The organism is Pseudomonas ekonensis, assembly GCF_019145435.1.
Taxonomy (GTDB): Bacteria; Pseudomonadota; Gammaproteobacteria; order Pseudomonadales; family Pseudomonadaceae; genus Aquipseudomonas; species Aquipseudomonas ekonensis.
Genome location: NZ_JAHSTS010000001.1, coordinates 2,190,739 through 2,215,672, shown reverse-complemented (window position 1 = coordinate 2,215,672; position 24,934 = coordinate 2,190,739). Strand labels below are relative to the sequence as shown.

Annotated in this window: 24 protein-coding genes and 1 pseudogene; 19 read left to right on the top strand and 6 right to left on the bottom strand. The window is 62.9% G+C overall.

The annotated features are described in order from the left end of the window. Positions 1 to 433 precede the first annotated feature (433 nt). Together KVG96_RS09830 and KVG96_RS09825 are read right to left on the bottom strand one after the other, a co-directional pair. The gene (locus tag KVG96_RS09830) at positions 434 to 1,729 is read right to left on the bottom strand and encodes an OmpP1/FadL family transporter (RefSeq protein ID WP_217891849.1); all 1,296 of its coding nucleotides are present in this window, start codon (positions 1,727 to 1,729) and stop codon (positions 434 to 436) included. Between the two features lie 113 nt (positions 1,730 to 1,842). Then, positions 1,843 to 2,916, bottom strand: a complete 1,074-nt coding sequence (locus KVG96_RS09825) for an amidohydrolase family protein (protein ID WP_217891848.1) — start codon at positions 2,914 to 2,916, stop codon at positions 1,843 to 1,845. Positions 2,917 to 3,088: 172 nt separating this feature from the next. Here KVG96_RS09825 and KVG96_RS09820 point away from each other — a divergent pair, with 172 nt between their 5' ends. From KVG96_RS09820 to KVG96_RS09780, 10 genes and pseudogenes are all read left to right on the top strand, one after another. Then, the gene (locus KVG96_RS09820; RefSeq protein ID WP_217892460.1) at positions 3,089 to 3,694 is read left to right on the top strand and encodes a TetR/AcrR family transcriptional regulator; all 606 of its coding nucleotides are present in this window, start codon (positions 3,089 to 3,091) and stop codon (positions 3,692 to 3,694) included. A 170-nt stretch (positions 3,695 to 3,864) separates the two neighbouring features. Then, complete coding sequence (locus KVG96_RS09815) at positions 3,865 to 4,734, top strand: alpha/beta fold hydrolase (RefSeq protein ID WP_217891847.1); 870 nt, start codon at positions 3,865 to 3,867, stop codon at positions 4,732 to 4,734. A gap of 9 nt (positions 4,735 to 4,743) precedes the next feature. Beyond that, on the top strand, positions 4,744 to 5,754 hold the full coding sequence (locus KVG96_RS09810) for a VOC family protein (protein WP_217891846.1): 1,011 nt from the start codon (positions 4,744 to 4,746) through the stop codon (positions 5,752 to 5,754). A gap of 13 nt (positions 5,755 to 5,767) precedes the next feature. Then, positions 5,768 to 7,519: a bifunctional 3-(3-hydroxy-phenyl)propionate/3-hydroxycinnamic acid hydroxylase MhpA gene (gene mhpA, locus KVG96_RS09805; RefSeq protein WP_217891845.1), complete on the top strand. Its 1,752-nt coding sequence runs from the start codon at positions 5,768 to 5,770 to the stop codon at positions 7,517 to 7,519. Then, entirely contained in the window at positions 7,516 to 8,307 is a 792-nt protein-coding gene (locus tag KVG96_RS09800; protein ID WP_217891844.1) for a 2-keto-4-pentenoate hydratase, read from the top strand. The genes mhpA and KVG96_RS09800 overlap by 4 nt, the downstream gene beginning before the upstream one ends. A gap of 58 nt (positions 8,308 to 8,365) precedes the next feature. After that, positions 8,366 to 9,307: an acetaldehyde dehydrogenase (acetylating) gene (locus KVG96_RS09795; RefSeq protein ID WP_217891843.1), complete on the top strand. Its 942-nt coding sequence runs from the start codon at positions 8,366 to 8,368 to the stop codon at positions 9,305 to 9,307. A gap of 10 nt (positions 9,308 to 9,317) precedes the next feature. Further along, positions 9,318 to 10,337, top strand: a complete 1,020-nt coding sequence (gene dmpG, locus KVG96_RS09790) for a 4-hydroxy-2-oxovalerate aldolase (RefSeq protein WP_217891842.1) — start codon at positions 9,318 to 9,320, stop codon at positions 10,335 to 10,337. Between the two features lie 223 nt (positions 10,338 to 10,560). After that, a pseudogene (locus KVG96_RS27495) lies at positions 10,561 to 10,761 on the top strand (site-specific integrase); the annotation flags it as partial. 30 nt (positions 10,762 to 10,791) lie between these two features. Next, positions 10,792 to 12,378: an ABC-F family ATPase gene (locus KVG96_RS09785; protein WP_085586929.1), complete on the top strand. Its 1,587-nt coding sequence runs from the start codon at positions 10,792 to 10,794 to the stop codon at positions 12,376 to 12,378. 324 nt (positions 12,379 to 12,702) lie between these two features. Then, on the top strand, positions 12,703 to 13,887 hold the full coding sequence (locus KVG96_RS09780; RefSeq protein ID WP_217891841.1) for an MFS transporter: 1,185 nt from the start codon (positions 12,703 to 12,705) through the stop codon (positions 13,885 to 13,887). A 110-nt stretch (positions 13,888 to 13,997) separates the two neighbouring features. On the opposite strand, the gene KVG96_RS09775 is transcribed toward KVG96_RS09780, so the two are convergent. Both KVG96_RS09775 and KVG96_RS09770 read right to left on the bottom strand, forming a co-directional pair. Further along, positions 13,998 to 15,035 (bottom strand): alpha/beta hydrolase family protein, encoded by a 1,038-nt coding sequence (locus KVG96_RS09775; RefSeq protein ID WP_217891840.1) that lies wholly within the window; start codon positions 15,033 to 15,035, stop codon positions 13,998 to 14,000. A 247-nt stretch (positions 15,036 to 15,282) separates the two neighbouring features. Beyond that, the gene (locus KVG96_RS09770) at positions 15,283 to 15,894 is read right to left on the bottom strand and encodes an FMN-dependent NADH-azoreductase (protein WP_085633810.1); all 612 of its coding nucleotides are present in this window, start codon (positions 15,892 to 15,894) and stop codon (positions 15,283 to 15,285) included. 127 nt (positions 15,895 to 16,021) lie between these two features. On the opposite strand from KVG96_RS09770, the gene KVG96_RS09765 reads away from it, so the two are divergent. Together KVG96_RS09765 and KVG96_RS09760 are read left to right on the top strand one after the other, a co-directional pair. Continuing rightward, entirely contained in the window at positions 16,022 to 16,930 is a 909-nt protein-coding gene (locus KVG96_RS09765; protein WP_217891839.1) for a LysR substrate-binding domain-containing protein, read from the top strand. After that, the gene (locus KVG96_RS09760) at positions 16,927 to 17,286 is read left to right on the top strand and encodes an MmcQ/YjbR family DNA-binding protein (RefSeq protein ID WP_217891838.1); all 360 of its coding nucleotides are present in this window, start codon (positions 16,927 to 16,929) and stop codon (positions 17,284 to 17,286) included. The genes KVG96_RS09765 and KVG96_RS09760 overlap by 4 nt, the downstream gene beginning before the upstream one ends. 33 nt (positions 17,287 to 17,319) lie before the next feature. Here KVG96_RS09760 and KVG96_RS09755 read toward each other — a convergent pair whose 3' ends face one another. Then, positions 17,320 to 17,730: a DUF1294 domain-containing protein gene (locus tag KVG96_RS09755; RefSeq protein WP_217891837.1), complete on the bottom strand. Its 411-nt coding sequence runs from the start codon at positions 17,728 to 17,730 to the stop codon at positions 17,320 to 17,322. Further along, a complete protein-coding gene (locus KVG96_RS09750) occupies positions 17,727 to 18,557 on the bottom strand; it encodes an undecaprenyl-diphosphate phosphatase (protein WP_217891836.1) in 831 nt (276 codons plus the stop codon). The genes KVG96_RS09755 and KVG96_RS09750 overlap by 4 nt, the downstream gene beginning before the upstream one ends. A 301-nt stretch (positions 18,558 to 18,858) precedes the next feature. On the opposite strand from KVG96_RS09750, the gene KVG96_RS09745 reads away from it, so the two are divergent. From KVG96_RS09745 to fapD, 7 genes are all read left to right on the top strand, one after another. Beyond that, positions 18,859 to 20,493 carry a methyl-accepting chemotaxis protein gene (locus KVG96_RS09745; RefSeq protein ID WP_217891835.1) on the top strand — a complete coding sequence of 545 codons (1,635 nt, stop codon included), beginning with the start codon at positions 18,859 to 18,861 and terminating at the stop codon, positions 20,491 to 20,493. A 116-nt stretch (positions 20,494 to 20,609) separates the two neighbouring features. Beyond that, positions 20,610 to 21,176, top strand: a complete 567-nt coding sequence (pnuC, locus tag KVG96_RS09740; protein WP_217891834.1) for a nicotinamide riboside transporter PnuC — start codon at positions 20,610 to 20,612, stop codon at positions 21,174 to 21,176. Then, complete coding sequence (locus tag KVG96_RS09735) at positions 21,173 to 21,697, top strand: AAA family ATPase (protein WP_217891833.1); 525 nt, start codon at positions 21,173 to 21,175, stop codon at positions 21,695 to 21,697. The genes pnuC and KVG96_RS09735 overlap by 4 nt, the downstream gene beginning before the upstream one ends. A 358-nt stretch (positions 21,698 to 22,055) precedes the next feature. Beyond that, positions 22,056 to 22,505, top strand: a complete 450-nt coding sequence (gene fapA, locus KVG96_RS09730) for a functional amyloid chaperone FapA (RefSeq protein WP_217891832.1) — start codon at positions 22,056 to 22,058, stop codon at positions 22,503 to 22,505. Position 22,506: 1 nt separating this feature from the next. After that, positions 22,507 to 23,079 carry a fibril amyloid subunit FapB gene (gene fapB, locus KVG96_RS09725; protein ID WP_217891831.1) on the top strand — a complete coding sequence of 191 codons (573 nt, stop codon included), beginning with the start codon at positions 22,507 to 22,509 and terminating at the stop codon, positions 23,077 to 23,079. 68 nt (positions 23,080 to 23,147) lie between these two features. Continuing rightward, positions 23,148 to 24,155, top strand: coding sequence for an amyloid-like fimbrin subunit FapC (gene fapC / locus KVG96_RS09720; RefSeq protein ID WP_217891830.1), 1,008 nt, complete (start codon positions 23,148 to 23,150; stop codon positions 24,153 to 24,155). A gap of 64 nt (positions 24,156 to 24,219) precedes the next feature. Next, positions 24,220 to 24,900: a fibril amyloid maturation endopeptidase FapD gene (gene fapD / locus KVG96_RS09715; protein WP_085586915.1), complete on the top strand. Its 681-nt coding sequence runs from the start codon at positions 24,220 to 24,222 to the stop codon at positions 24,898 to 24,900. Positions 24,901 to 24,934: the final 34 nt, after the last annotated feature.

Sequence of the window (24,934 nt, the reverse complement as noted above, 5' to 3'; positions counted from 1 at the left end):
CCCTTGCCGGCCCAATAAATCCGGGCAAGCCGATACCGTCCTCGCGCAGAAAGGCGCAAGTGGCTCAAGCGGGCGTTTTGACTGGTACGGGGTCTAACGAAAAACCGTTATGTTTCGGGAAGGGAGTCGTCAGGGCTGGATGACGTCAACAGGCAGGTAAGGCGCATGGCAATTCCCCTTTAAGGGCGTTTGTATTTGTTGCAGCGAGTATAGGAAGGGTGCCAATGGCCTCACAATCAAAAACCACATCATCGTGCACTCAGTGCACATCATTGTTTTTCTTGAATTTATCCTGATCATCTGAAGGTGCCTTTATCGACTGCAGACATGCCGCGAGCGGTCCCTCAAGCCTGTCGACAGGATTGAGGGACCGCTCGCGGACGGCATTTTCGATTCGGGCTTGCGACGCGGTCTGGCCGCGCAACCGGACGGATCAGAAGCTGTGGTTCAACTGCAGCCCCAGACCATTGACCGTGTTCTGGTAGGTGGCGCTGTAACCCGGACGCAGACCACCCTGCGACGTGGCCTGAGAGACCTTGACCGGATCTTCGTGGATGTAGCCGTATCCCAGGTCAAGAGAGGTCTGATCGGTCATCTGCCAGTTCAGTCCTACCGTGAAAATCTTCCGGTCTCCCGTAGGCGCGCGGGTGGAGGTGTATTGATTGGGCATCGGTGTCGGCTCATAGGCAATCCCTGCACGCACCTTCCATTCCTTGTTCAGGCGATAGGACATGCCCGTGGAGAACGACCAGGTATCACGCCACTTCAGGGTTTCGACGATCGTATCGAAGGGGCCGTAGGCCCGGGGCACGCCGGAGTTCAGCACCCTGAGTTCCTGCACGCGGCTCCAGCGGCTCCACAACGCACCGGCGGAGACATCCAGCCGATCGTTGATGCGCCAGGTCGCCGAGGCATCGACCGTTTCCGGTGTGGTGAACGCCAGGCTCGCGTCATATTTGCCGTTGAGGCCCGGCAGCCCCAGCACCGGGATCGGTGCCAGCAAGCCATTGGCACCCGTGACCTTGGTCTTTCCGCTCAGGTCGTAGTCGACCCTGGAGTGATAGGTCAGCCCCAAGGTCAGGTCGTCGAAGGGGTCGAACAGGATGCCCGCATTGAATCCCCAGGCGGAGTCGTCGCCGCTGACCTTGACAGTGCCGTCGCCCTGCCCGCCCACCGCGCTGTTGGCAATCTTACTTTCGAGCAGGCCGTCAAGACGGTTGAACGTCGGTCCGAAGCCCACGGACAGTCGATCACTGATCCGGTAACTGACGGTCGGTTGCAAGGTAACGACCTTCACCTGGGTCCGCGAGCTGCGGTAGCGTCCCTGGAAGCTGCTCTCATAGTCCGTGCTTCCGCCAAAGGGGGCGTAGACCCCGAACCCCACGTGCCAGTCGTCATTGATTTGCAGCGTGTAGAAACCCGATGGCACGACAATCGGATCGGGCACCATATCGCCGTGCGAAGTGCCCGACACGGTGGTGTCGACCTTGCTGATGCGCGAACGGACATCGATGAAACTCACGCCGCCGCTGATGTGTTCACCCGCCAGGCGGGACATGCCTGCAGGGTTGCCGTAAACGATGGAGGCGTCCTGAACATCGGAAGCGCGACCGGAATAGGCCTTGCCTGCCGAGCTGATGCTCTGTTCGTTGACTTGCAGACCGTTGGCCAGGAGTTGTGTCGAGGTGAGGCATAGCCCCAGCACGCAAAGCTGATTTCTTATTGTCATGATTTGGCTCTTATTATTTTTTTGATAGCGGGCGTAAACACCCGGGGCACGCGGATGGATCTTGAGATTCAGTGGCCTGAAAGGTCGCCGGCAGTCCTTGGCAACCCGTTGCTTCAGCGTTTGCGCATTCGCTCCGCCAAGGCGCCGATCGGCCGGGTCATGCTGCGTCGCACACGTTGCGAGAAGGATTCGCCCTCATAGATCGGCGCCGGGGACACGACTTCATCGGGCTGACGGAATTGAGGAAACAGGCTCAGGGCATGGCCTCGGTTGATGCCGTGCATGATCGCTGGCGACCACATGTCCAGACTCTCCAGTGTCCGGCACTGCAGCGCCGTGGCGGGCGCCGGGGCGAAGGGATAGTCACTGCCGAACAGGATGTGCGAAGGCTCCACCAGTTGCTTGAGTGCCGCCATGGAATACGGAGATGGCGACAACGCCGTGTCGTAGTAAAAGCGCCGGATGTAGGTCATGACGCCCTGCGGCGCATGCGGCTGAAACTCAGGCAACGCGTTGGCCAGCGATACACGCCAGGCCACAAACGGCAGGAAGCCGCCGGAGTGGGACAGAATCCAGCGGATGCCGGGATACCGCTCCATGGTTCCGCTCAGGATCAGGTTGACCGCAGCGCGCGTGGTGTCGCAGAGAAACTCAATGAGAAATCCCGGGGTTTGCAGACCGATGGTTTCGCTGGTCTGGTGCATGTTGGGGTGGACAAACACCACGGTTTTTCGGCGATCGAGCTCGGCCATCAGTTCGTCGAACCGTGGATCGCCCAGAAACACCCCATCGGTGCTTGCCAGCAAAACAATGCCCTCGGCCTTGAGCACGTCCAGCGCATGAATGGCCTCACGGCAAGCGGCATCGGTGAACGGCATCGGCAACACCGCAAAATTGCCGAAGCGGCTCGGATAACGCGCACGCATCTGCGCGGCAAATTCATTGCACCGCCGCGCCAGTTCACTGGCCTGCCGGACGCCGTCGCCGAAGTGGACCCCAGGCGCCGACAGTGAAGTGATCGCCCGCTCGATCCCGTTGGCGTCCATCACCTCGATGGACTTTTCCGCGGTCCAGTCCGGCAACGGCGCACCGGCGACTTTGTGCAGCCCCTTGGCATTCATGGCGTCGACGAATGCGGGCGGAATGATGTGATGGTGGACGTCGATACGGCCTTGCTTGATTGACATGCTGACTCTCTTGACTGGCTTCGGGCTCGGTATGGCGGGCATGGCAGAACAACTTTCGAGATCAATATTGAACACCGATGTTCAATATTGTCAATCTTCGACAAGGCTCATTTGCTATATTTTGAACGCGATTGTTCAATGGCAGAAATCACCCCCTTTGGAGCTCATTGCTTTGAAACTCAGTCCCGTGCAGAAGCGCATCCATGAGGCTGCGATCCGGCTGTTTGTCGAGAAACGTGTCGAGGAGGTCAACGTCAGCGAACTGGCCCAGATCGCCGGCGTGGCCCGCGGTACGATCTACAACAACCTCAACTCGGTGGAGTCGCTGTTCGAGGATGTCGCCAGCCAGCTCAGTGCCGAAATGAACGACAGGGCCGCACGCAGCGCAGATCCCGAAGCGACACCCGCCGTTCGCCTGGCCACCGGCATCCGCCTGTATATCCGCCGTGCCCATGAAGAACCGCATTGGGGTGGGTTCATCGTGCGCTATGGGGCCAGCAATGAGACGCTGCAACAGATGTGGAGCGGCCCGCCCATGCACGATGTGCTCAGCGGCTTGACCAGTGAGCAGTACCGCTTTCGGCAGGAACAATTGCCTTCGGTGATGGCGATGATCGGTGGCGGCGTGCTGGGTGCCACGATGCTGGTGCTTCAAGGGCACAAGACCTGGCGCGATGCGGGCTCCGACATGGCCGAGTTCGTCCTCAGGGCGCTCGGCGTGCCGGCCGACGAAGCGCGCAGCATCGCTACTCAGGATTTGCCCTTGCTCGCCGCTTGATGCCCTTCCCTGATTTTTCTGGAGCCAGATCCCCTTGGGGAATCTGGCTTTTCATTGTCCGCAAAAAAGACAATTGAACACTATTGTTCAATATTGATCTTGAGTGCTAGAGTCTGCCGGAAGCACGTACCCACCGCCTGGGTCGAAGTGCCTTACGCCAGGAACTGACAATGAACAATAAAGAACCTCTTCCTGCCCTGACCTCGCGAACGGTGCAAGTGGGTCGTCGGCAGATTTTCATCAGCGAAACGGGCATCGGCCATCCCCTGCTGATGCTCCACGGTGGCGGAGCGGGAGCCTCCGGCCTGTCCAATTACTCGCGCAACATCGAATCGCTCGCTCAGCGATTCCGGGTCATCGTCGTCGACATGCCCGGCTATGGCCGCTCCACCAAAGGCGTTGACCGCAAGGATCCGTTCGGCGATCTGGCGGGAACGATGCTCGGCCTGCTCGATGCCCTGAACATCAGGAGCGCGCACGTGGTGGGCAACTCATTGGGCGGTGCCTGTGCCCTGCGCATGGCGCTGGACGCACCCACCCGTGTCTCGGCTCTGGTACTGATGGGGCCCGGTGGCGTGAACACGACTCGCAGTCTGCCGACACCCGGTCTCAAGCTGCTGCTCGACTACTACAACGGTGAAGGTCCGACGCTGGCCAAGATCACGCGCTTTATCCGTGACTACCTGGTGTTCGACGGCAGTCAGGTCAGTGACGAGATGATCCGCGAGCGTTTCGAGGCCAGCATCGACCCGCAGGTCATTGCCGCCCCACCCCTGCGCCGGCCAACGGGCATTCCCCGTTTCTCGCGCTGGGACTTCACCCGCGATGCACGCCTCAAGCACTGCCAGGTGCCGACCCTGGTGCTCTGGGGGACGGAAGACAAGGTCAATCGCTCCAGCGGCGGCGAGGCACTGCGCAGCCGTATGCCCGATTGCAACCTCTACCTGTTCAGCCGGACCGGCCATTGGGTGCAGTGGGAGCGCGCGGACGAGTTCAATACCGTGACGCTGGCCTTCCTCGACAGCCGTGCTGCGCACTGAGTCCTGGCCATGAACAATCAAGCGATGATCAAACGGACAACGCCGGACATCTTCGGCGCCAGCAGCATGGGCTATGCGTTGATCGAGTCCTGCCACCTGACGCAATGGCGTGCGCTGCTCCAGCAAGGCATCGGCCTGCACATGGCCAGTTCGGATGAACGAACCCTGGCTTTCCGCATGGATCAGCACCAGCGGCGGATCATTATCCAGCGCGGCCGGCAGGAAGATTTCCTCGCCGTGGGCTGGCAATTGCGCGACCAGGCAACCCTCGATGAAGTCCTCAAGCGCTTGCAGCGCCTGGGCATCGAGGCGCGACCCGGCCAGCCGGAGGAAGCCGCGCAACGCGGGGTGAAAAGATTCTGGCGCGTGCTCGGCCCCAAACGCATGGCCGTCGAGCTGTTCTGGGAGCCCCTGCTGACCGACCAACCCCTGAACATGCTGAGCGCCGGCTTCATTACCGGCGACGCCGGCATGGGGCACCTGGCGATCACCTCGCGCAAGCCGCAACAGATGCAGCGCTTCTGGCAGGAGATATTTGATGCGCGGGTCAGCGACCATATCGTCGAACGCATAGCCGGGCTGACCCTGGACGTCGATTTCTTCCGGGTCAACGAGCGTCATCACTCGATTGCCATCGCCCGCCTGCGTGGCCTGCCGATGGATCCGATTCGTACCCGTGTGCAACACATGAACCTGCTCACCACATCGATCGGCGAACTGACCAATGCCTTTTTGCGGTGCCGCAAGCTCGGCTTCGAGATGGCCCACGAAATCGGTGAGCACCCCAACGACCGCGAGCAGTCGTTCTACGTGATGAGCCCCAGCGGCTTCGAACTGGAACTGGGTTGCAACGCCATGGTGGTCGATGAGGCGCACTGGCGCACAACCTCCTATCGCGGCATCAGCCTGTGGGGACATCGCCCGGAGAAAAGCGGCGCCTGGCACACGTTCACCACCAACCTGGGCAACGTTGTCCGCGGCACCCGCTCGTTGCTCAAGCCCGAGTATTCACCGCTGTAAGAGAGATATCGTCATGCATAACAAAAGCGAGTCTGTAACGAGCGTCGATGTGATTATTTCCGGCCTTGGCCCGACGGGCGCCACGCTCGCGCATCTGCTCGGTAAACGTGGTCTGTCGGTGCTGGTGCTGGAGCGCGAGCCGATGTTTTACGGCAATGCCCGGGCGGTCTATACGGACGACGAATGCATGCGCGTCATGCAGGCTGCCGGTGTTGCCGCCGAGCTTTCGGCCGACATGCAGGTCGATACGCCCGCCCAATGGGTGCTGGCCAATGGCAAGGTCCTGGGCCAGTACTGGCGCCTCGATCGCCCCTACGGTTGGCCGATCATCAATTTCCTTTACCAGCCGTGGCTGGAAACCACACTCAGCGACTTGCTCAAGCGTTACCCCAACGTGCGCGTTGCCCGGGGCCGTGAGCTCACCCGGTTCGAACAGGATGAGCATGGCGTGACCGTGACCCATCAGGCCACCAGCACGTTCCGCTTCAGCGATGCGACCGACGCCCGTCACGAGTCCGAAGTCGATCCGGATCCGCAAACCGTTCGTGGCCGCTATCTGGTGGGGGCTGACGGCGGCCGCAGCACTGTGCGCGAAGCCCTGGGCATCGGCATGAGCGGCAAGAACTTTCCCGAGCCGTGGCTGGTGGTCGACCTGGAAATGAAGGAAGGCGAGGATGCGTTGCGTCACCTGCCCTACTTCAGCTTTATCTGCGACCCCGATTGCCCGACGGTCTGCTGCCCTCAGCCCGGGCGATTCCACCGTTTCGAATTCATGCTGATGCCCGGACAGACTCGTGAGCAGATGGAAGACCCGGCAGTGGTGCGCAACCTGATCAGTCGGTACGTCGATCCGGACAAGTTCGACGTCAAACGCAAGCTGGTCTATACCTTCAACGCCCTGGTGGCGAAAGATTGGCGCAAGGGCCGGGTATTGATCGCCGGGGATGCGGCTCACATGACGCCGCAGTTCATGGGCCAGGGCATGAGTTCCGGCGTACGGGACGCCTACAATCTGGCCTGGAAAATCGATGCGGTGATCAAGGGCCGAGCCGGTGACCGCTTGCTCGACACCTATGGCACCGAACGTTTCCATCATGCCAAGGCGATGATCGACATCTCGGTGCAGATGAAAGACTTCGTCTCGATGTCCAGCCCTGTTTCCAGCCTCGTGCGCAACCTGCTGGTGAAAACCGTCCTGGCGACGCCATTTCTTGGCCGCTACGTGCGTGAGGGCCGATTCAAGCCGGCGCCGACCTACGCCCCCGACAGCTATCTGGGCATGCCGCGCCGACATCGGCGCGCCCCTGAAGGCCGGATGATTCCGCAACCCGAAGTCCGCACTTTCGAGGGCCGGCGAGTATTGCTCGACGAACTGCTGGGCGAGGGTTTTGCCTTGATCGGCCTTGAGGTCGATCCGCGTGCACACCTGAGCCACGCCTCCCGGCAACTGCTGCAGGTCCAGGATACGCGTTTCGCCACCCTCTTCCCCTTCGGCACCCGTCCACAGGGTGCCGATATCAATCGCACCCGCTCCAGTGAGCTGGTCGAAATCGAAGACGTGCAAGGCGAGATGGTCGCCTGGTTCAAGCGCTCGGGCTTTTCCGGCGCCGCGGTCGCCGTGGTGCGTCCGGACAAATTCACCTTCGCCATGGTCGAGGCCGCCGACCTGGACCGGGCGATAAACGAGCTCAAGTTCCAGTTGCAGTGGACGCCCGGGCAAGACGCCGTCGCCGATCAAACCCTGCTCCTGAGGAAAAGCGCATGAGCCCGTTCTGCGCAAAGCCTCTGCAAGACGCGGCCGCAGCGTTGGCCACGGCACGTCAGCAACGCGAACCCTGTGCACGGGTCTCGACCACTTTCGGCATCGAGTCGTTGGCCGACGCCTACGCCGTTCAGGAGATCAACACCCGACAGGCCCTGGCCCAGGGACGACGCCTGGTGGGCCGCAAGATCGGCCTGACCTCTGCCGCCGTGCAACAGCAACTGGGCGTCGATCAACCGGACTTCGGCATGTTGTTCGCGGATATGGAAAGAGCCGATGGCGGTGAGATCCAGATCAGCCAGTTGCTCCAGCCCAAAGCCGAAGGCGAGATTGCCTTTGTGCTGGGCCGCGATCTGCCGCACGACGACACAACCCTCGCGGAACTGCTGCGGGCGGTGGAGTACGTGGTTCCGGCGCTGGAAATCGTCGACTCGGCAATCGAGAACTGGAACATATCGCTGGTGGACACGGTGGCGGACAACGCTTCGTCGGGGCTGTATGTGCTGGGTAGACAGCCCACTCGACTCTCTTCGCTGGATCTTCGCCTCGAAGGCATGCTGCTGGAAAAAAACACCGCCACGGCCTCGATCGGTGTCGGTGCCGCCTGCCTCGGCAATCCGGTGGACGCCTGTCTTTGGCTGGCTCGCACCATGGCCCGGGTGGGCCGCCCCTTGCAGGCGGGCGACGTGCTGCTGTCCGGCGCCTTGGGGCCAATGACGCCTGTCGTGGCCGGAGACAGCCTGCACTTGCGACTGACCCGACTCGGCCAGCTCGACTGCCGTTTCATCTGACCTGCTCATCCTTTTGCGCCGGGCTGTCGTGGCCTGGCCATCCTGAGAGATCGCTCCCATGAGTCAAACCAAACTCAAGGTCGCCATCATCGGCTCCGGCAACATCGGGACCGACTTGATGATCAAGATTCTGCGCAACGCCAGACACCTGGAAATGGCGGTGATGGTCGGGATCGACCCCACCTCCGATGGGCTTGCCCGTGCCGGACGCATGGGCGTCGCCACCACCCACGAGGGGGTGGAAGGCCTGACCCGCCTCGACGCATTCAACGACATCGATTTCGTTTTCGATGCCACCTCGGCCAGCGCCCATGTAAAGAACGAAGCCATCCTGCGCTCGGTCAAGCCCGGTATCCGCCTGATCGACCTCACGCCGGCGGCTATCGGTCCTTATTGCATTCCAGTGGTCAACCTCGGGCAACACCTGGATCGGCTCAACGTGAACATGGTCACCTGCGGCGGCCAGGCGACGATTCCGGTGGTCGCCGCCGTGGCGCGTGTCGCACGGGTGCACTACGCCGAGATCGTCGCCTCGATCGCCAGCAAATCCGCCGGACCCGGCACCCGCGCCAACATCGACGAGTTCACCGAAACCACCTCCAGGGCCATCGAAGCGGTGGGTGGGGCCGCCAAGGGCAAGGCAATCATCATCATGAACCCTGCCGAACCTCCGCTGATGATGCGCGACACGGTGTTCGTGCTGTCCGATGCCGCCGATCAGGCGCAGATCGAAGCCTCCGTCGAACAGATGGCAGCGGCCGTCCAGGCCTATGTGCCGGGCTATCGCCTTAAACAGAAAGTCCAGTTTGACGTCGTTCCCGAATCGGCGCCGCTGAACATTCCGGGGCTGGGGCGCTTCAGCGGCCTCAAGACCTCGGTATTCCTTGAAGTCGAAGGTGCCGCCCATTACCTGCCCGCCTACGCCGGCAATCTCGACATCATGACTTCCGCTGCCTTGGCCACCGCCGAGCGCATGGCGCAGTCGATGCTCAACGCCTGAGGAGCCCGGCATGACATTCAATCCCGGCAAGAAAATCTACATCTCGGACGTGACCCTGCGTGACGGCAGCCATGCCATCCGCCACCAGTACTCCTTGCAGAATGTGCAGGACATTGCGCGCGCACTGGACAAGGCCAGGGTCGACTCGATCGAAATCGCCCACGGCGACGGCCTGCAGGGCTCGAGCTTCAACTACGGTTTCGCCGCCCATACCGACCTGGAGTGGATCGAAGCGGCCGCCGATGTCATCGAGCACGCCAAAATCACCACCCTGCTGTTGCCCGGCATCGGCACGGTGCACGACCTCAAGGCCGCCTATCAGGCCGGCGCACGCGTGGCCCGCATCGCCACGCACTGCACCGAAGCCGACGTTTCGAAACAGCACATCGAATACGCCCGCGAACTGGGCATGGACACCGTCGGTTTCCTGATGATGAGCCACATGATCGCCCCTGAGCACCTGGCGGCCCAGGCCAAGCTGATGGAAAGCTATGGCGCGACCTGCGTGTACATGGCCGACTCCGGCGGAGCGATGAGCATGCAGGATGTTCGCGAGCGCCTGCGAGCCTTCAAGGCGACCCTGAAGCCGGAAACCGAAACCGGCATGCACGCCCACCACAACCTGTCGCTGGGCGTCGCCAACTCGGTGGCCGCCGTCGAGGAAGGCTGCGACCGCATCGATGCGAGTCTGGCCGGAATGGGGGCCGGTGCCGGCAACGCGCCGCTGGAGGTCTTTATTGCCGCCGCCGAACGCCTCGGCTGGAACCACGGCACTGACCTCTACACCCTGCTCGACGCCGCCGACGACATCGTTCGTCCGTTGCAGGATCGGCCGGTGCGGGTCGACCGCGAAACCCTGGCGCTGGGTTATGCCGGCGTCTATTCAAGCTTCTTGCGCCATGCCGAAATCGCCGCCGCCAAATACGGCCTCAAAACCCTGGACATTCTGGTCGAACTGGGCAGGCGCCGCATGGTTGGCGGGCAGGAAGACATGATCGTCGACGTCGCGCTGGATCTGCTCAAGCGCTGAACCGTGCAACATTGCCGGCCTGTCGCCCACGCAGCGGCGGGCCGGTTTCCGCCCCAGGGCTGGGTGCGGCGCAGTGGAAAGCACGGCTGCGCACCGACGGCCCGCCGAGCCCCGACCCGGGTTTCGGACTTCCCCCTTCAGGCCGCCCTGCAGGTCATCCGGGCCGATCACGCGCGCCTGGCACAAACGACTCCTTCTCCGTGAAGGCTGCGTGATGCCTCATCGGCCGCCATACAACTGCCGTCCTACTTATGCGACAATGCGCCCAATGTCCAACATGAACCCCGCACTCATCGCTCAGCAACTTGGTCACAGCGCCCAAATGTTGCTGACGACGCATGCGCGTTGGCTCAACTCAAGCTCAGACTGGGGGGAGCTGGAAAAGCTCCAGATTGGTATCGAATCGGTATCAGGCAAAAAATGACCAGCTCTAAACCATTGATAGGTAAGGTAATTGATCTCCACAGCTAACATCACGATGCAGTTCGGCGCCAAGCCGCTGTTCGAAAACGTTTCGGTCAAGTTCAACAACGGCAACCGCTATGGCCTGATCGGCGCCAACGGTTGCGGCAAGTCGACCTTCATGAAGATCCTCGGCAGCGACCTCGAACCGTCCGCCGGCCAGGTGATGCTCGAGCCGAACGTGCGCCTGGGCAAGCTGCGCCAGGACCAGTTCGCCTACGAAGAGTTCACCGTGATCGACACCGTGATCATGGGCCACGAAGAGCTGTGGAAGGTCAAGGCCGAGCGCGACCGCATCTACTCGCTGCCGGAAATGACCGAAGAAGACGGCATGGCCGTGGCCGAGCTGGAAACCGAGTTCGCCGAGATGGACGGCTACACCGCCGAATCCCGCGCCGGCGAGCTGCTGCTGGGCCTGGGCATTCCGCTGGAACAGCATTTCGGTCCGATGACCGAAGTCGCGCCGGGCTGGAAGCTCCGCGTGCTGCTGGCCCAGGCGCTGTTCTCCGATCCGGAAGTGCTGTTGCTCGACGAACCGACCAACCACCTGGACATCAACACCATCCGCTGGCTGGAAAACATTCTCACGGCGCGTAACAGCACCATGATCATCATTTCCCACGACCGGCACTTCCTGAACAGCGTCTGCACCCACATGGCCGACCTGGACTACGGCGAACTGCGCCTGTTCCCGGGCAACTACGACGAGTACATGACCGCGGCGACCCAGTCCCGCGAGCAATTGCTGGCCGACAACGCCAAGAAGAAAGCCCAGATCGCCGAACTGCAGACGTTCGTCAGCCGCTTCTCGGCCAACGCCTCGAAAGCCAAGCAGGCCACCTCCCGCGCCAAGCAGATCGACAAGATCCAGCTGGCCGAGGTCAAGCCGTCGAGCCGCGTGAGCCCGTTCATCCGTTTCGACCAGAACAAGAAGCTGCACCGTCAGGCCGTGACCATCGAGCGCATGTCCAAGGGCTTCGACGACAAGGTCCTGTTCAAGAACTTCAGCTTCACCGTCGAAGCCGGCGAGCGCGTGGCGATCATCGGCCCGAACGGCATCGGCAAGACCACCCTGCTGCGCACCCTGATGGGTGAGCTGACCCCGGACGCAGGTTCGGTGAAGTGGACCGAAAGCGCGGAACTGGGCTACTACGCTCAGGACCACGCCCATGACTTCGAAGACGACGTCACCCTGTTCGACTGGATGGGCCAGTGGACCCAGGGCGAGCAGATGATCCGCGGCACCCTGGGCCGGATGCTGTTCTCCAACGACGAGATCCTCAAGTCGGTGAAAGTCATCTCCGGTGGTGAGCAAGGCCGCATGCTGTTCGGCAAGCTGACCCTGCAGAAGCCGAACGTGCTGGTGATGGACGAACCGACCAACCACCTGGACATGGAATCGATCGAGGCGCTCAACCTGGCGCTGGAGAACTACCCGGGCACGCTGATCTTCGTCAGCCACGACCGTGAGTTCGTGTCGTCCCTGGCCACCCGCATCATCGAACTGAGCCCGAACGGCGTGACCGACTTCAGCGGCACCTACGACGATTACCTGCGCAGTCAGGGTGTGGTGTTTTAAGGGTAGCTTTAAGCGGCAAGCGGCAAGCGGCAAGCTTTGAGCTGCAAGCTGCAAGCTGTAAGCTGCGAGCTGTAAGTGAGAAGCCCTGTCCTGGTGACAGGGCTTTTTGCATTCTCCCCAAGCGTTGGCAAGCCAGTTCCCACAGGGAGCTCGGCTGTCCACAAATTCCCTGCACACCCCATCAACCTGTAGGAGCTTGCCTGCAAGCGATGAGGCCGGCACTGCCGATCACTTTCAACCAGCCACATCGTTAGCCTGCTTCCTTTTACGGCGCACAAAAGTCATGATGCCGCATCTCCCACCGCCGCCTGCGAACGAGTCCCCATGTCTGCGCAGCAACCGTCGTCGCAAAGCTCCTTGTCGATCACCCTGCAGATCGTTTCCATCGTCTTCTACACCTTCATCGCCTTCCTCTGCATCGGCCTGCCGATTGCGGTGCTGCCGGGCTATGTCCATGAGCAGCTCGGCTTCAGCGCGGTGATCGCAGGGCTGACCATCGGCTCGCAGTACCTGGCCACCCTGCTCAGCCGGCCGATGGCCGGGCGCATGTCGGACAGCGTCGGCACCAAGCGGGCGATCGTGTATGGCTTGTCGGGGATTGTCCTGAGCGGTGCGCTGACCCTGCTTTCGACGCTGCTGCAAAGCGTTCCGCTGCTGAGCCTGGTGATCCTGATCGCCGCGCGCCTGCTGCTCGGCATCGCCCAGGGCCTGATCGGCGTGGGCACCATCAGTTGGTGCATGGGCCAGGTCGGCGCCGAGCACACGGCCCGTTCGATTTCCTGGAACGGCATCGCCTCCTACGGCGCCATCGCCATCGGCGCGCCGTTGGGGGTGGTCATGGTGGCCGATTACGGCTTCGCCAGCCTCGGCATCGCCCTGTCGGCGCTGGCGGCGGGGGCGCTGGTGCTGATCCGCAACAAACCGTCGGTGCCGGTGGTGCGCGGCGAACGCCTGCCGTTCCGGGCCGTGTTCGGCCGGATCGCCCCCTACGGCGCCAGTTTGTGCCTGGCGTCCATCGGCTACGGCACGCTGACCACGTTCATCACGCTGTATTACCTCAACCGGGGCTGGACCGGCGCGGCCTACTGCCTGACGGTGTTCGGCGTGTGTTTCATTCTGTCGCGCCTGCTGTTCATCTCGGCCATCAACCGTTTCGGCGGTTTCACCTCCGCCATTGCCTGCATGATCATCGAGACCCTGGGCCTGGTGTTGCTGTGGCTGGCGCCCTCCACGTTCACCGCGCTGATCGGCGCCGGCCTGACCGGGCTCGGCCTGTCGCTGGTGTACCCGGCGCTCGGTGTCGAAGCCATCAAGCAAGTGCCCGGCTCCAGCCGCGGCGCGGGCTTGGGTGCCTACGCGGTGTTCTTTGACCTGGCGCTGGCGATTGCCGGGCCGTTGATGGGCGCGGTGGCGCTGAACCTGGGGTATTCGTGGATTTTCTTCTGCGCGGCGGTGCTGTCCGTGGGCGGACTGGGGCTGACCCTGCTGCTCAAGCGACGCGCGGCTTGACCCTGACCTTGACCTTGTAGGAGCCAGCCTGCTGGCGATCGCGGGCTGGCAGTCAAACCCGGCCGACCGCCATCGCGAGCAGGCTCGCTCCTACAGGGGATACCGGGGTTTCATTGGTCTGCGGTCTGCATCCCCGCCCGGCTCGGCCGGCCCAGCACCCGGGAGAAGAACCGCCCGGCCTCGGAGATCAGGTTGCGGTGGATGTCTTCGCGATCCACGCCGTCGGCGTCGGTGCACAGCGCCGGCATGGCAACGATCTGCTCTTCGTTGCACGGCGCCATGAACACGAAGTGCCCGGCCCCGGCCAGCAGCTTGAAGTCCGGCGCGGTCGGCAGCTTGCGCGCCAGGGCGGCGGCGTTCTTGTCGAAGGCCACCAGTTTGTCGCCGTCGCCGCTGTACATCAGCACCGGCACATGCACGTCGGCCAACGTATGGCGACCGAACTTGAGGCTCAGCGGCGCCATCAGCAACAAGGCATGCACCCGCGGATCGGCCACCGGCTGGAGGTCGTCGCGGTCGACGATCAGCTCGCCCTGGGTGTTGCAGGCGTCGTGGTCGTCCGGGCGCTCCTGGCAATAGCGGCGCAGGCGATCCAGGTCCGGCGTGGCGCCCGAAAGGATCAGCGCCGTCTCGCCGCCGGCCGAATAGCCGATCACCCCGACCTGCTCGGCGTTGACGAACGGCGCGAGCATGCGGTCGCCGAGGGTGGCGGTGATGGCTTCGGAAATCTGGATCGGCCGGCCATAGAGGTTGCTCAAGGTGCCGAGGCGGCTGTGGTCCTTGGAGTTGTCGCCGGGATGGATCACCGCCACCACCACGAACCCCTTGCGCGCCAGCGACGTGGCGAGGTCGTGCAGCGCCAGCGGCGTGCCGGTGTTGCCGTGGGACAGCATCAGCATCGGGAAGCGGCCGATGGCCACCTTGACGTCTTCGCCGGCCTCGACCGTGTAGCCCTCAAGCTTGCTGGTGTGCTCGCGGTCGCTGGACGGATAGAACGCGATGGCGCGCATCGGCTGCAGGTCCAGCGGGTCGAGGAAGGTCATCTCGTGGAAGCCGACGCTCCAGCGTGGATGCTGCCCAGGCGCCGCGTGCACTGAGTTCAGGCTGCCGAGCAGGCAAATCAGTAACGTTGCACAAAGACGCATCATGGGATGCCCCACCCTGTGTTACTCAATCGAAAGATCCGTTGCGGTCAAAGGCGCGAAACAGCCGCGAAACACCTTGGTTCTGGCGTTCCTGCGCGTCGCTGCACTCAGACGTCGAACGTTTGACTGCATAACCCGGGCCAGATTATGTAACAGCCAGAAACAAAAAACTCCGTATTCGGCCCTTGCAGAACCAGAATACAGAGTTTTTTGAGGTTTACCTGAACAGACGCTGTTCTTTACGCAAGCCTTACGCGGCGGCGAACAGTTGCTCGCTGATCTGCGTGTGAGCGGCGTTCATGGCGTTGTTGCGCACTTCTTCACCGTAGGCCAGGCCTTCGGCACGGACGATTTCGATATCGGTGATGCCGAGGAAGCCCAGCACCAGCTTCAGGTACTCTTCGTGGGCGATGCCGCTGGCCTGGCCGGCGTGCAGACCTCCGGCGGTGGACACGATCACCACTTTCTTGCCGCCGCACAGGCCTTCAGGACCGGCTTCGGTGTAGCGGAAGGTCTGGCCGGCCACGGCGACGCGGTCGATCCACGCCTTGAGCTGGGTCGGGATGGTGAAGTTGTACATCGGCGCGGCGATCACAATGGCGTCCGCCGCCTTGAATTCGGCCAGGGTGGTGGCGCTGAGCTCGGCTTCGTGCTGCTGGGCGGCGTCGCGCAGTTCGGCGGTGGTGCCGGCGGCCACCAGGGTGGTCGACGAGAAGTGGCTGATGGCGTCGGCGGCCAGGTCGCGGTAGGTCACCACGGCGCTTGGCTCGGCGGCTTGCCAGGCTTGCACGACTTCCTTGCTCAGCTGACGGGATGCAGAGTTGTCGCCCAGAATGCTCGAATCGATGTGCAGCAGTTTCATGTGGAATCTCCTGGAAAGAATCGCCGGTGGCGACGGAATGGAGACAATCCTACAGACGAAACCAATAGCTGATTAGACGGCAACAATGCGATAGTTTGTCCCACTGATAGAACAGTCGGATCACACCATGCAAGACCTCAACGATCTCTACTATTTCGCCAAGGTGGTCGAGGCCGGCGGGTTCGCCGCCGCCGGCCGCCTGCTCGGCATTCCCAAGTCGCGCCTGTCGCGGCGAATCGCCGAACTGGAGGAACGCCTCGGCGCCCGACTGCTGCAGCGCACCACCCGCCAACTGAAGCTGACGGCAGTGGGCGAACGCTACCTGCGCCACTGCCAGGCCATGCTGCTGGAGGCGGAAATGGCGGACGAAGCCGTCGCCAGCATGTCCAGCGAGCCCCGGGGCCGGTTGCGGGTGTCCTGCCCGACGGGACTGGCCCATGAGATGCTGCCGATGGTCATCAGCGACTTCCTGGGCAAGTTCCCCCAGGTGCAGCTGGAGGTGATCCTGCTCAACCGCCGGGTCGACCTGATCACCGAAGGCGTCGACGTCGCCCTGCGCGTGCGCGAACACGGCGACGAAGACCCGATGCTGGTCACCCGCCGTTTGCGTCAGGCGCAGATGGTGGTGGTGGCCAGCCCTTCCTTTATAGAGGGCGTCGAGATCCGCCATCCGCAGGATCTGAAGAGCCTGCCGGTGCTCGGCGCCCTGGAACCCGACCGGATGGTGCATGTGCGCCTGCTCGACGAACACGGCAAGAGCTGCGACCTGGCGCTGGAGGCCCGGCTGGGCATCGACGACTTCATCGTGCGCAAGGCTTGCGTGCTGGCCGGGCAAGGCTTCACCCTGCTGCCGATGATGTATTGCGAAGCGGAGCTGAACAACGGCACGCTGGTGCAGCTGTTGCCGGGTTGGTCATTGCCCGGCGGCTGGCTGCAAGCGGTGTATCCGCACCGGCGCGGCGTGATGCCGGCGGTGCGCGCGTGGATCGACCACTTGGTCGAATCGTTCAATGCCTGTGGAGAGCGCCTGTTATGAAACAAGGAAAGATGAGCGAAACGGACGTCGCCGCGTTCTGCCTGACGTTGCCCGGCGCGCGGGAGGACTACAAGTGGGGGGGCGTGCGGGTGTTTTCGGTGGCCGGCAACAAGATGTTCGCCTTGCAGGGGCTGCGCGGCGAGTCGCTGGCGTTCAAGGTCGACAAGGACCTGTTCCTCGGCCACTGCGACCGCCCGGGCATCGGCCCGGCGCCGTACCTGGCGCGGGCGCAGTGGATCATCATGCACCCGCCCTACCCGCTGGGCGCCAAGGAACTGCAAGGGTTGCTGCAGCGCTCGCACCAGTTGGTGGTGGGCAAGCTGCCCAAGCGTACGCAGGTCGGGTTATTGCTTTGATCTGTTGGAGCGTTGGGGTGAGCCCATCGCCGCTCAAAACACCGCAGACAGCGCAGAACCGTAGAACAGCCGGTCGATCCAGAACATCTGGTGCATCCCCACGATCATCCAGAACACGATCTGGAACGACGCCTTGCGCGTCTTGTGGCGGAACACCTGCTGCGCGATCAACGCGCCCGGCCAGCCGCCGGCCAGCTCCACCGCGTGCAGGATGTTCTCCGGCGTGCGCCAGGCCTCGTTGCGGGCCTTGCGCTTGTCGCCCCAGTACAGAAAGAACGCCACCGCGCTGACGACCCCGTAGGCCGCCAGCGGGATCAACGAGATCCCGCGCAGCCACATCGACAGCGAGCCGTACAGCGGCAGCGCGCACACGGCCAGGAACACCGCCAGCTTCACCTTCAGGTGCTGGACACCGCCCCCGCGGCGGGCGCGGGCATCGCTCATGGCTTGGCCGCCGTCCAGTCCACCCAGCCGAACTGCCAGGTCGCCAGGATCACCAGACCGAACACGATCCGGTACCAGGCGAACGCCGCGTAGCTGTGGCTGCCGATGAACTTGAGCAGCCCGCGCACGGCGATCATGGCGAAGATGAACGCGGTGACGAAGCCGATGGCGAACACCGGGAAGTCCGCCGGCACGAACAGGCCGCGGTACTTGTAGCCCGAATACACCGCAGCACCGACCATGGTCGGCATGGCCAGGAAGAACGAGAACTCGGTGGCGGTCTTGCGCGACAGGCCGAACAGCAGGCCGCCGATGATGGTCGAGCCGGAGCGCGAGGTGCCGGGGATCATCGCCAGGCACTGGGCGAAGCCGATCTTCAGCGCGTCCGTCCAGGTGATGTCATCGACCGTTTCGGCGTGCACCTCATGCTGCCGGCGCTCGGCCCACAGCATGACGAAGCCGCCCAGCACCAGCGCAGTGGCCACGGTGATCGGGTTGAACAGGTAATGGTGGATCAGGTCGGCGAAGACCACCCCCAGCACCACGGCGGGCAGGAAGGCGATCAGCAGGTTGGCGGTGAAGCGCCGCGCCCCCGGCTGGGTCGGCAGCCCGACCACCACGTCGAAGATCTTGCGGCGGAACTCCCAGACCACCGCCAGGATGGCGCCGAGCTGGATGATGATGTTGAACGCCATGGCCCGTTCGCCGCCGAAGTCGAGCAAGTCGGCGACAATGATCTGGTGTCCGGTACTGGAAATGGGCAAAAACTCCGTCAGCCCCTCTACAACTCCTAGAATCAATGCCTGCAAGGCGGTCCAAAGATCCATCAGTCCCCCAAAGAGCGATGCCCGGCGGCATGCCCCGATAATATTTTTTCGATCGTTCACTGCGAGAAGCGTAGCCGCTGCGGCGCGGGCCGCACGCGCACAGAATCCACATCAGGCGGTCAAAATTCCGTGAAGAATCAATCGCCATTCAGGTTTTTCCGTGCGGGGCCGAAATCCTAACAGACAAGCCGAAATAACGCTGTGCGTTATACGACTTGGGTCGCGTAGGCGCCCGCCCCGAAACGTGGTTGGATGCTGGCGGCGTTTTATGACAAGAACAAGAAACCGGAGTGACAGCGTTATGAACAGCTTGCGCAGTGTGTCGATCAGCCGACGCTTGTGGCTCATCTTGATTGTGGCGGTGGTCATGCTGCTGACCCTGGGCGTGTTGATGCTCAAGCAGGTGCACGACGGCCTGTACCACGCCAAGGCGCAGAAGACCCAGCACGTGGTGCAGACCGCCAGCGGCCTGCTGACCTACTACCAAGGGCTCGAGGCAGCGGGAACCCTGACCCGCGACGCCGCGCAGAAGCAGGCGCTGACCGCGATCCGCGGCCTGCGCTACGACCAGAACGACTATTTCTGGATCAACGACCTCACGCCCGTGATGGTCATGCACCCCACCAATCCCAAGCTCGAGGGCCAGAACCTTTCGGCGATCCGCGACCCGGACGGTTTTGCGGTGTTCAACGAAATGGTCGCCATCGCCAAGTCCAAGGGCGCCGGCATGGTCGACTACCGCTGGCCGAAACCCGGCGCCAGCGAGCCGGTGGCCAAGACTTCCTACGTGAAGCTGTTCGAGCCGTGGGGCTGGGTGATCGGCTCCGGCGTGTACATCGACGACGTGCAGGCCGAGTTCCAGGGCCAGGTGCTGAAGGCCTCGGCGGTCGGCCTCGTGATCGCGTTGATCATGGCCGTGCTGGTGATCCTGATCGCCCGCAGCATCGTGCGGCCGTTGCAGGAAAGCGTCAGCGCCATGGCCAACATCGCCAGCGGCGAAAGCGACCTGACCCGCAGCCTCGACACCCACGGCCAGGACGAAGTCACCCAGTTGGCCCATCACTTCAATGCCTTCACCGCCAAGCTGCGCCGGGTGATCGGTGACTTGCAGGCCTCCGCCGGCGCTTTGGGGCAGTCGTCCAGCGAACTGGGCAACGATGCCGCCCAGGCCCAGGAGCGCAGCCAGCAACAGTCGCAACAGATGGAACTGGTGGCCACGGCCGTCAACGAAGTCACCTACGGCGTGCAGGACGTGGCCAAGAACGCCGAGCACGCCGCCAGCGAAGTGCGCGACGCCGAAGCCCAGGCCCAGCAGGGCCAGATCAACATCGACGGCAGCCTGCAGCAGATCGACAGGCTGTCCGGCACCATCGACCAGGCCGTCGAGGTGATCCGCACCCTGGCCGCCGAAAGCACGCAGATCGGCAGTGTGCTGGAGGTGATCCGCTCGATCGCCGAGCAGACCAACCTGCTGGCGCTCAACGCCGCCATCGAAGCGGCCCGGGCCGGTGAACAGGGCCGCGGGTTTGCCGTGGTGGCCGACGAGGTGCGCCTGCTCGCGCAGCGTACGCAGAAGTCCACGGCGGAGATCCAGGCCATGATCGAACGCCTGCAGAACCATTCCGAGGCGGCGGTCAAAGTCATCGGCGAAAGCAGCACGGCCTCGCAACTGACCATCGAACAGGCCGGCCTGGCGGGCGCCAGCCTGAACGCCATCGGCCAGGCCCTGCGCAACCTCAACGGCCTGAACGCCTCGATCGCCAGCGCCACGCTGCAACAGGCCCATGTGGTCGAGGACATCAACCAGAACGTCACCCAGGCGGCGGGCCTGTCCCACAGCACGGCGCTGGCGGCCGAGCAGTCCAGCGCCGCCAGCGTGCGCCTGGGCCAGTTGAGCGAGCAGCTGAACGGCCTGTTGCGCCAGTTCAGGGTCTGACCCTTCTGTGGCGAGGGCGCTCGCTCTCGCCACGGGTTCCGGGCGGGAGCAGGCTCGCGCCATCGGGTTTTTTGGGTACAATCCGGCCCCTCTTCCGCTCCCTTCAAGGATTGTGCATGTCCGGGCTTGAACTGTTTGCCGCCGCTCTCGGCGTGATCGCCGTCTGGCTGACGGTCAAACAGAATCCGTGGTGCTGGCCGATCGGGCTGGTCATGGTGCTGCTGTACAGCTGGATCTTCTTCGAGGTGAAGCTGTATTCGGACATGTTGCTGCAAGTGGTCTACGCCGCCTTGCAGCTCTACGGCTGGTGGCAATGGACGCGCGCAGGGACGATGCACGACGGACGCCAGGTCAGTCGGCTTGCCCCGTCCTCGATCTTGCAGGGCCTGGGCGTCGGCGCCGTCGGCAGCCTGCTGCTGGGCGGCGCGATGGCCCATTGGACCGATGCCGCGCAACCCTGGCTCGATGCCGCGCTGACCGGCTTCAGCCTGGTGGCGCAGTTCTGGATGGCCCACAAGCGCCTGCAGTGCTGGGCATTGTGGATCGTGCTGGATGTGGTCTTCGTCGCCCTCTTCCTCTACAAGGCGCTGTACCTCACCGCCGCGCTGTACGCCCTGTTCACCCTGATCGCGGTGCTGGGCTGGCGTGAATGGCGGGCCGACCCGGCGTTGCGCAGCGCATGAAGACCGTCGTCCTCACCGGCCCCGAGTCCACCGGCAAAAGCTGGCTGGCGGCCAGCCTCCAGCAACGCTTCGGCGGTGTGCGGGTGGACGAGTACGTGCGCACCTTCATCGAGCAAAAGGCCCGCGACACCTGCCTGGCCGACATCCCCGAGATCGCCCGCGGCCAATTGCAACGCGAAGACCAGGCACGGGGACAGCGGCCGGCGCTGCTGATCCTCGACACCCACCTGCTGAGCAACATGCTCTGGAGCCAGGCCCTGTTCGGCGACTGCCCGGCGTGGCTGGAGGAACAATTGCTGGCCCGCCGCTACGACCTGCACCTGCTGCTGTCCCCGGAGCAGATCGAATGGACCGACGACGGCCAGCGCTGCCAGCCGCAACTGAGCGAACGGCAGGCGTTCTTCGACGCCACGCAAGCCTGGCTGGAACGGCACCGTCAGCCGCTGCGGATCATCCGCGGCGACTGGGACGAACGGCGCCGCGAAGCCTTCGCGGCGGTCGAGGCCCTGCTGGCCGGCTGACCCGTTCGCCGGGGCCTCTGCCCCGGCCTTTTCCCCTGCTTTGGGGCCAAAGTGTCCATTCCTGAAACACGTCCCCCGCTGCAAAGTGCCCGTCTTGGCGCGCTTCATCGCTTTGTCATGCCTTCTGTTACAGCGGTGAAACAGCATCGCGCAAACCCTTGTTCCAGAGCTTTGCGTCGGCTTTGGCTCACCTGCGGGCCCGGTGCCTGTATCAACGCTGAAACAGGTTTTGTATCAGCCTTGCGCGACGCAAAACCAACCCTTTGAAATCCATGGAGTTTTCAAAACCGGCACAGCTTTCGCTCTCTCCCTCACAACGCTGACCTGGGCTCGGCCCATTGAAGAAGGAACAGCCACCGTGGGGAATATCAAAAAAGGCCTGACCTGCCTCCTGGTGATCGGATCCGCCGCCAGTGCACTCATCAGTTTCAACGTTCAGGCCGGCGGCAACGGCGTGATCGTGCTCAATCGCGATGTCCAGCCTACACCCATCGGCCGCAGCGCCGGCAAAGATCCGTACCCGACCACCGTCAATGCCAACCCTTCGGCGCGGATCACCCAGACCATCGACAACACCGAACTCAACGACGGCGACTTCGCCAGCGTCGCCAGCGGCTCGTCGATCCGCGGCAACATGGCGACCCCCAACGGCAGCCTTCCGGGCCTCAACACCCTGACCAACCCCAACGGCATGCCCGGCATGAGCGCCGGCCACGGCGGCGGCGCCGGCGGCACGATCTCCAACACGGTCAACCGTGCGATGAGCACCGGCATGGCGCCGCTGACCCGCATGGCCGGAGGCCAATGACATGAATCGTTCCCTGCTCCTGCTCGCCCTGATCGGCTGCGCCAGCGCCATGGCCGATCCCAGCTCTGTGAACAACGCGAACATTCAAGATTCAGGCATGCAGTACCGCGGCAACTTCAACGTCAACCAGGCCGCCGGCGACCAGATGCAGCAGGCCAACGCCAAATCGATCGCCATCGGCACCAACGCCCATGCGACCACCAGCGTGATCCAGAAGATCGACACGCCGGCCGACCGCTCGACGAACGCCAGCGCCACCATCGGCGGCGCCTCCTTCAGCAACGGCAACGGGATCCTGGGCGTCAACCAGGGCGCCGGCGCCAACAACCAGATGGCCAACGTGACGCGCGTCAGCATCAGTGCTGCCCCGCAGAGCGTTGACGACAGCGCCCTGTCGCAACAGAACGTGGCGCTTTTACCGAACTCAGGAGCAACTGGCACCTCACCCGGCAGTCGCCAGGTCACGACAAGTGATCAGGCCTTCACCGGCAGCCGAGGAGTGATCCAGGTGAACCAGAGTGCCGGGGTGGGGAACCGTATGGCTAACACCCTGAGCATCCGGGTCGCTGACTGACCCAAACAGGCAGTGCAATTAGAAAGTACCAACACTTAACCAACTAATAAGCACGACGGAGAAACACCATGAAACCTACAATGGCCCTCAAACCACTGGTTTTCGCACTTGCAGCAGTGATGGCAATCGCAGCACAGGCAGGCGGCCGTGATGACAATCACGGTCATGGTAACGGCCACGGCAACGGTCATGGCCACGATCCAAAAGGCCCGACCCTTGAGCAAATCCTTCAGATCACCGCTGGCGCCGGCGCCGCTGTGCTGGACGAACAGAACAGCGACGGCAACGTGGTGAAAAACCAAGGCACCAAAAACGATGCCAAGGCTGACAACTCGCTGAACAACTCCAACGGCAACATGGGCGCCAACGTGGCGGCCGGCGACGGCAACCAACAAGACAACGCCGCTGCCCTGGCCACCGCCGACGAAAGCTTCATCTTCGGTACTGCTGTTGCTGCCTCGAGCGCCACTCAAGTCAACAACAACAACTATGTGAAAAACTCGTCGACCACCAACAGCGCCACCCTCAACAACGCTGGCAACAACGGCTCCGGGAACATCGGCGTCAACGTGACTTCCGGCAACTTCAACCAACAGAAAAACAACCTGGCAATCGCCGTTTCGGGTGGCCGTGTAGCCAACGCCGCCGCTGCCGCCAACCAGTCCTCCACCGGCCTGGTCGTCGACAACAAAGGCGTGCAGACCTACAAAAAAGACACCCTTACCGGAACCTTCGCTGCCGCTGGCGTCTTCGCCGCCAAAGGCACCGCAACCATCGAAGGCGACGATCACCACGGCGGTGGCCATGGCGGCTACGGCAACGACAACCGTGGCGGCGGTCGTGACGACGATCAAAAAGCCAAATTCGAAGCCGTTGGCGTCTTCGGTCTGGCTGGCGTCACCACCCAACAAGTGCTGACCAAAGATGGCTGGAAAAACCCTGTGACCAACACCGCCAACATGACCGGTTCGATGAACAACTTCTCCGGCAACGGTGGAGCCAACGTATCGGCAGGTGTGGGCAACCAACAAAGCAACTCGCTGTCCATCGCCGCAGGCTGCAAAGCCTGCATGTAACCGCGATCAAAACGAAAGCCCCGGAAACGGGGCTTTTCGTCGGTCCCACAAGGCGTATCCGACCATGCGTACAACTGCCCTCATCGCCCTGCTTTGCCTGTCCGGCCTGACCCAGGCCGCTCAGATACCGGTGGCCGCCCTACCCGGCGGCGTGCTGGTCTATAAGGACGTGCAAAGCCTGCGTGAGCGCAAGTTTGCCGACATCGTCGAACAGAAAACCGACTTCAGCTGCGGCGCCGCCGCACTGGCGACGGTGTTGCGCCAGGCCTATTGGCTCGACGTCGATGAGGAGCACATCATCAAAGGCATGCTGGTCAACGCTGACCAGGACCTTGTCCGCACTCAAGGTTTCTCCATGCTGGACATGAAGCGCTACGTGGAAAGCATCGGCATGCGCGCCAGGGGCTACCGGATACCGGCCGACAAACTCGAGTCGGTGAGCATTCCGGTCGTGGTACTGATGGAAATTCGCGGCTACAAGCATTTTGTGGTGCTGCAGCGGGCGGACAAGGATTGGGTCTACATCGGAGACCCGGTTTTAGGACACAAACGCTACGCCCACAATGACTTTGTCAAAGGTTGGAACGGCATCGTCTTCGCCATCGTCGGCCCCGGATACGACAAGACCAATGCATTGCGCAGTCCTCCGGAACCGCTGACCGCCAAGAACAAGCTGGATACTTTCAACCCTGTCAAAGATGCTGAATTGATGGACTTCGGGTTCATACAGAGCGACTTCTTCTAATCGCCGATTACAAGAGTGGGGCTGGATGTCCCGG

Bases quoted from the DNA above. Each gene is read 5' to 3' on its own strand.
- KVG96_RS09830 (WP_217891849.1), bottom strand. From the start codon at position 1,729: ATGACAATAAGAAATCAGCTTTGCGTGCTGGGGCTATGCCTCACCTCG.
- KVG96_RS09825 (WP_217891848.1), bottom strand. From the start codon at position 2,916: ATGTCAATCAAGCAAGGCCGTATCGACGTCCACCATCACATCATTCCG.
- KVG96_RS09815 (WP_217891847.1), top strand. From the start codon at position 3,865: ATGAACAATAAAGAACCTCTTCCTGCCCTGACCTCGCGAACGGTGCAA.
- KVG96_RS09810 (WP_217891846.1), top strand. From the start codon at position 4,744: ATGAACAATCAAGCGATGATCAAACGGACAACGCCGGACATCTTCGGC.
- mhpA (WP_217891845.1), top strand. From the start codon at position 5,768: ATGCATAACAAAAGCGAGTCTGTAACGAGCGTCGATGTGATTATTTCC.
- KVG96_RS09800 (WP_217891844.1), top strand. From the start codon at position 7,516: ATGAGCCCGTTCTGCGCAAAGCCTCTGCAAGACGCGGCCGCAGCGTTG.
- KVG96_RS09795 (WP_217891843.1), top strand. From the start codon at position 8,366: ATGAGTCAAACCAAACTCAAGGTCGCCATCATCGGCTCCGGCAACATC.
- dmpG (WP_217891842.1), top strand. From the start codon at position 9,318: ATGACATTCAATCCCGGCAAGAAAATCTACATCTCGGACGTGACCCTG.
- KVG96_RS09780 (WP_217891841.1), top strand. From the start codon at position 12,703: ATGTCTGCGCAGCAACCGTCGTCGCAAAGCTCCTTGTCGATCACCCTG.
- KVG96_RS09775 (WP_217891840.1), bottom strand. From the start codon at position 15,035: ATGATGCGTCTTTGTGCAACGTTACTGATTTGCCTGCTCGGCAGCCTG.
- KVG96_RS09770 (WP_085633810.1), bottom strand. From the start codon at position 15,894: ATGAAACTGCTGCACATCGATTCGAGCATTCTGGGCGACAACTCTGCA.
- KVG96_RS09765 (WP_217891839.1), top strand. From the start codon at position 16,022: ATGCAAGACCTCAACGATCTCTACTATTTCGCCAAGGTGGTCGAGGCC.
- KVG96_RS09760 (WP_217891838.1), top strand. From the start codon at position 16,927: ATGAAACAAGGAAAGATGAGCGAAACGGACGTCGCCGCGTTCTGCCTG.
- KVG96_RS09755 (WP_217891837.1), bottom strand. From the start codon at position 17,730: ATGAGCGATGCCCGCGCCCGCCGCGGGGGCGGTGTCCAGCACCTGAAG.
- KVG96_RS09750 (WP_217891836.1), bottom strand. From the start codon at position 18,557: ATGGATCTTTGGACCGCCTTGCAGGCATTGATTCTAGGAGTTGTAGAG.
- KVG96_RS09745 (WP_217891835.1), top strand. From the start codon at position 18,859: ATGAACAGCTTGCGCAGTGTGTCGATCAGCCGACGCTTGTGGCTCATC.
- pnuC (WP_217891834.1), top strand. From the start codon at position 20,610: ATGTCCGGGCTTGAACTGTTTGCCGCCGCTCTCGGCGTGATCGCCGTC.
- KVG96_RS09735 (WP_217891833.1), top strand. From the start codon at position 21,173: ATGAAGACCGTCGTCCTCACCGGCCCCGAGTCCACCGGCAAAAGCTGG.
- fapB (WP_217891831.1), top strand. From the start codon at position 22,507: ATGAATCGTTCCCTGCTCCTGCTCGCCCTGATCGGCTGCGCCAGCGCC.
- fapC (WP_217891830.1), top strand. From the start codon at position 23,148: ATGAAACCTACAATGGCCCTCAAACCACTGGTTTTCGCACTTGCAGCA.
- fapD (WP_085586915.1), top strand. From the start codon at position 24,220: ATGCGTACAACTGCCCTCATCGCCCTGCTTTGCCTGTCCGGCCTGACC.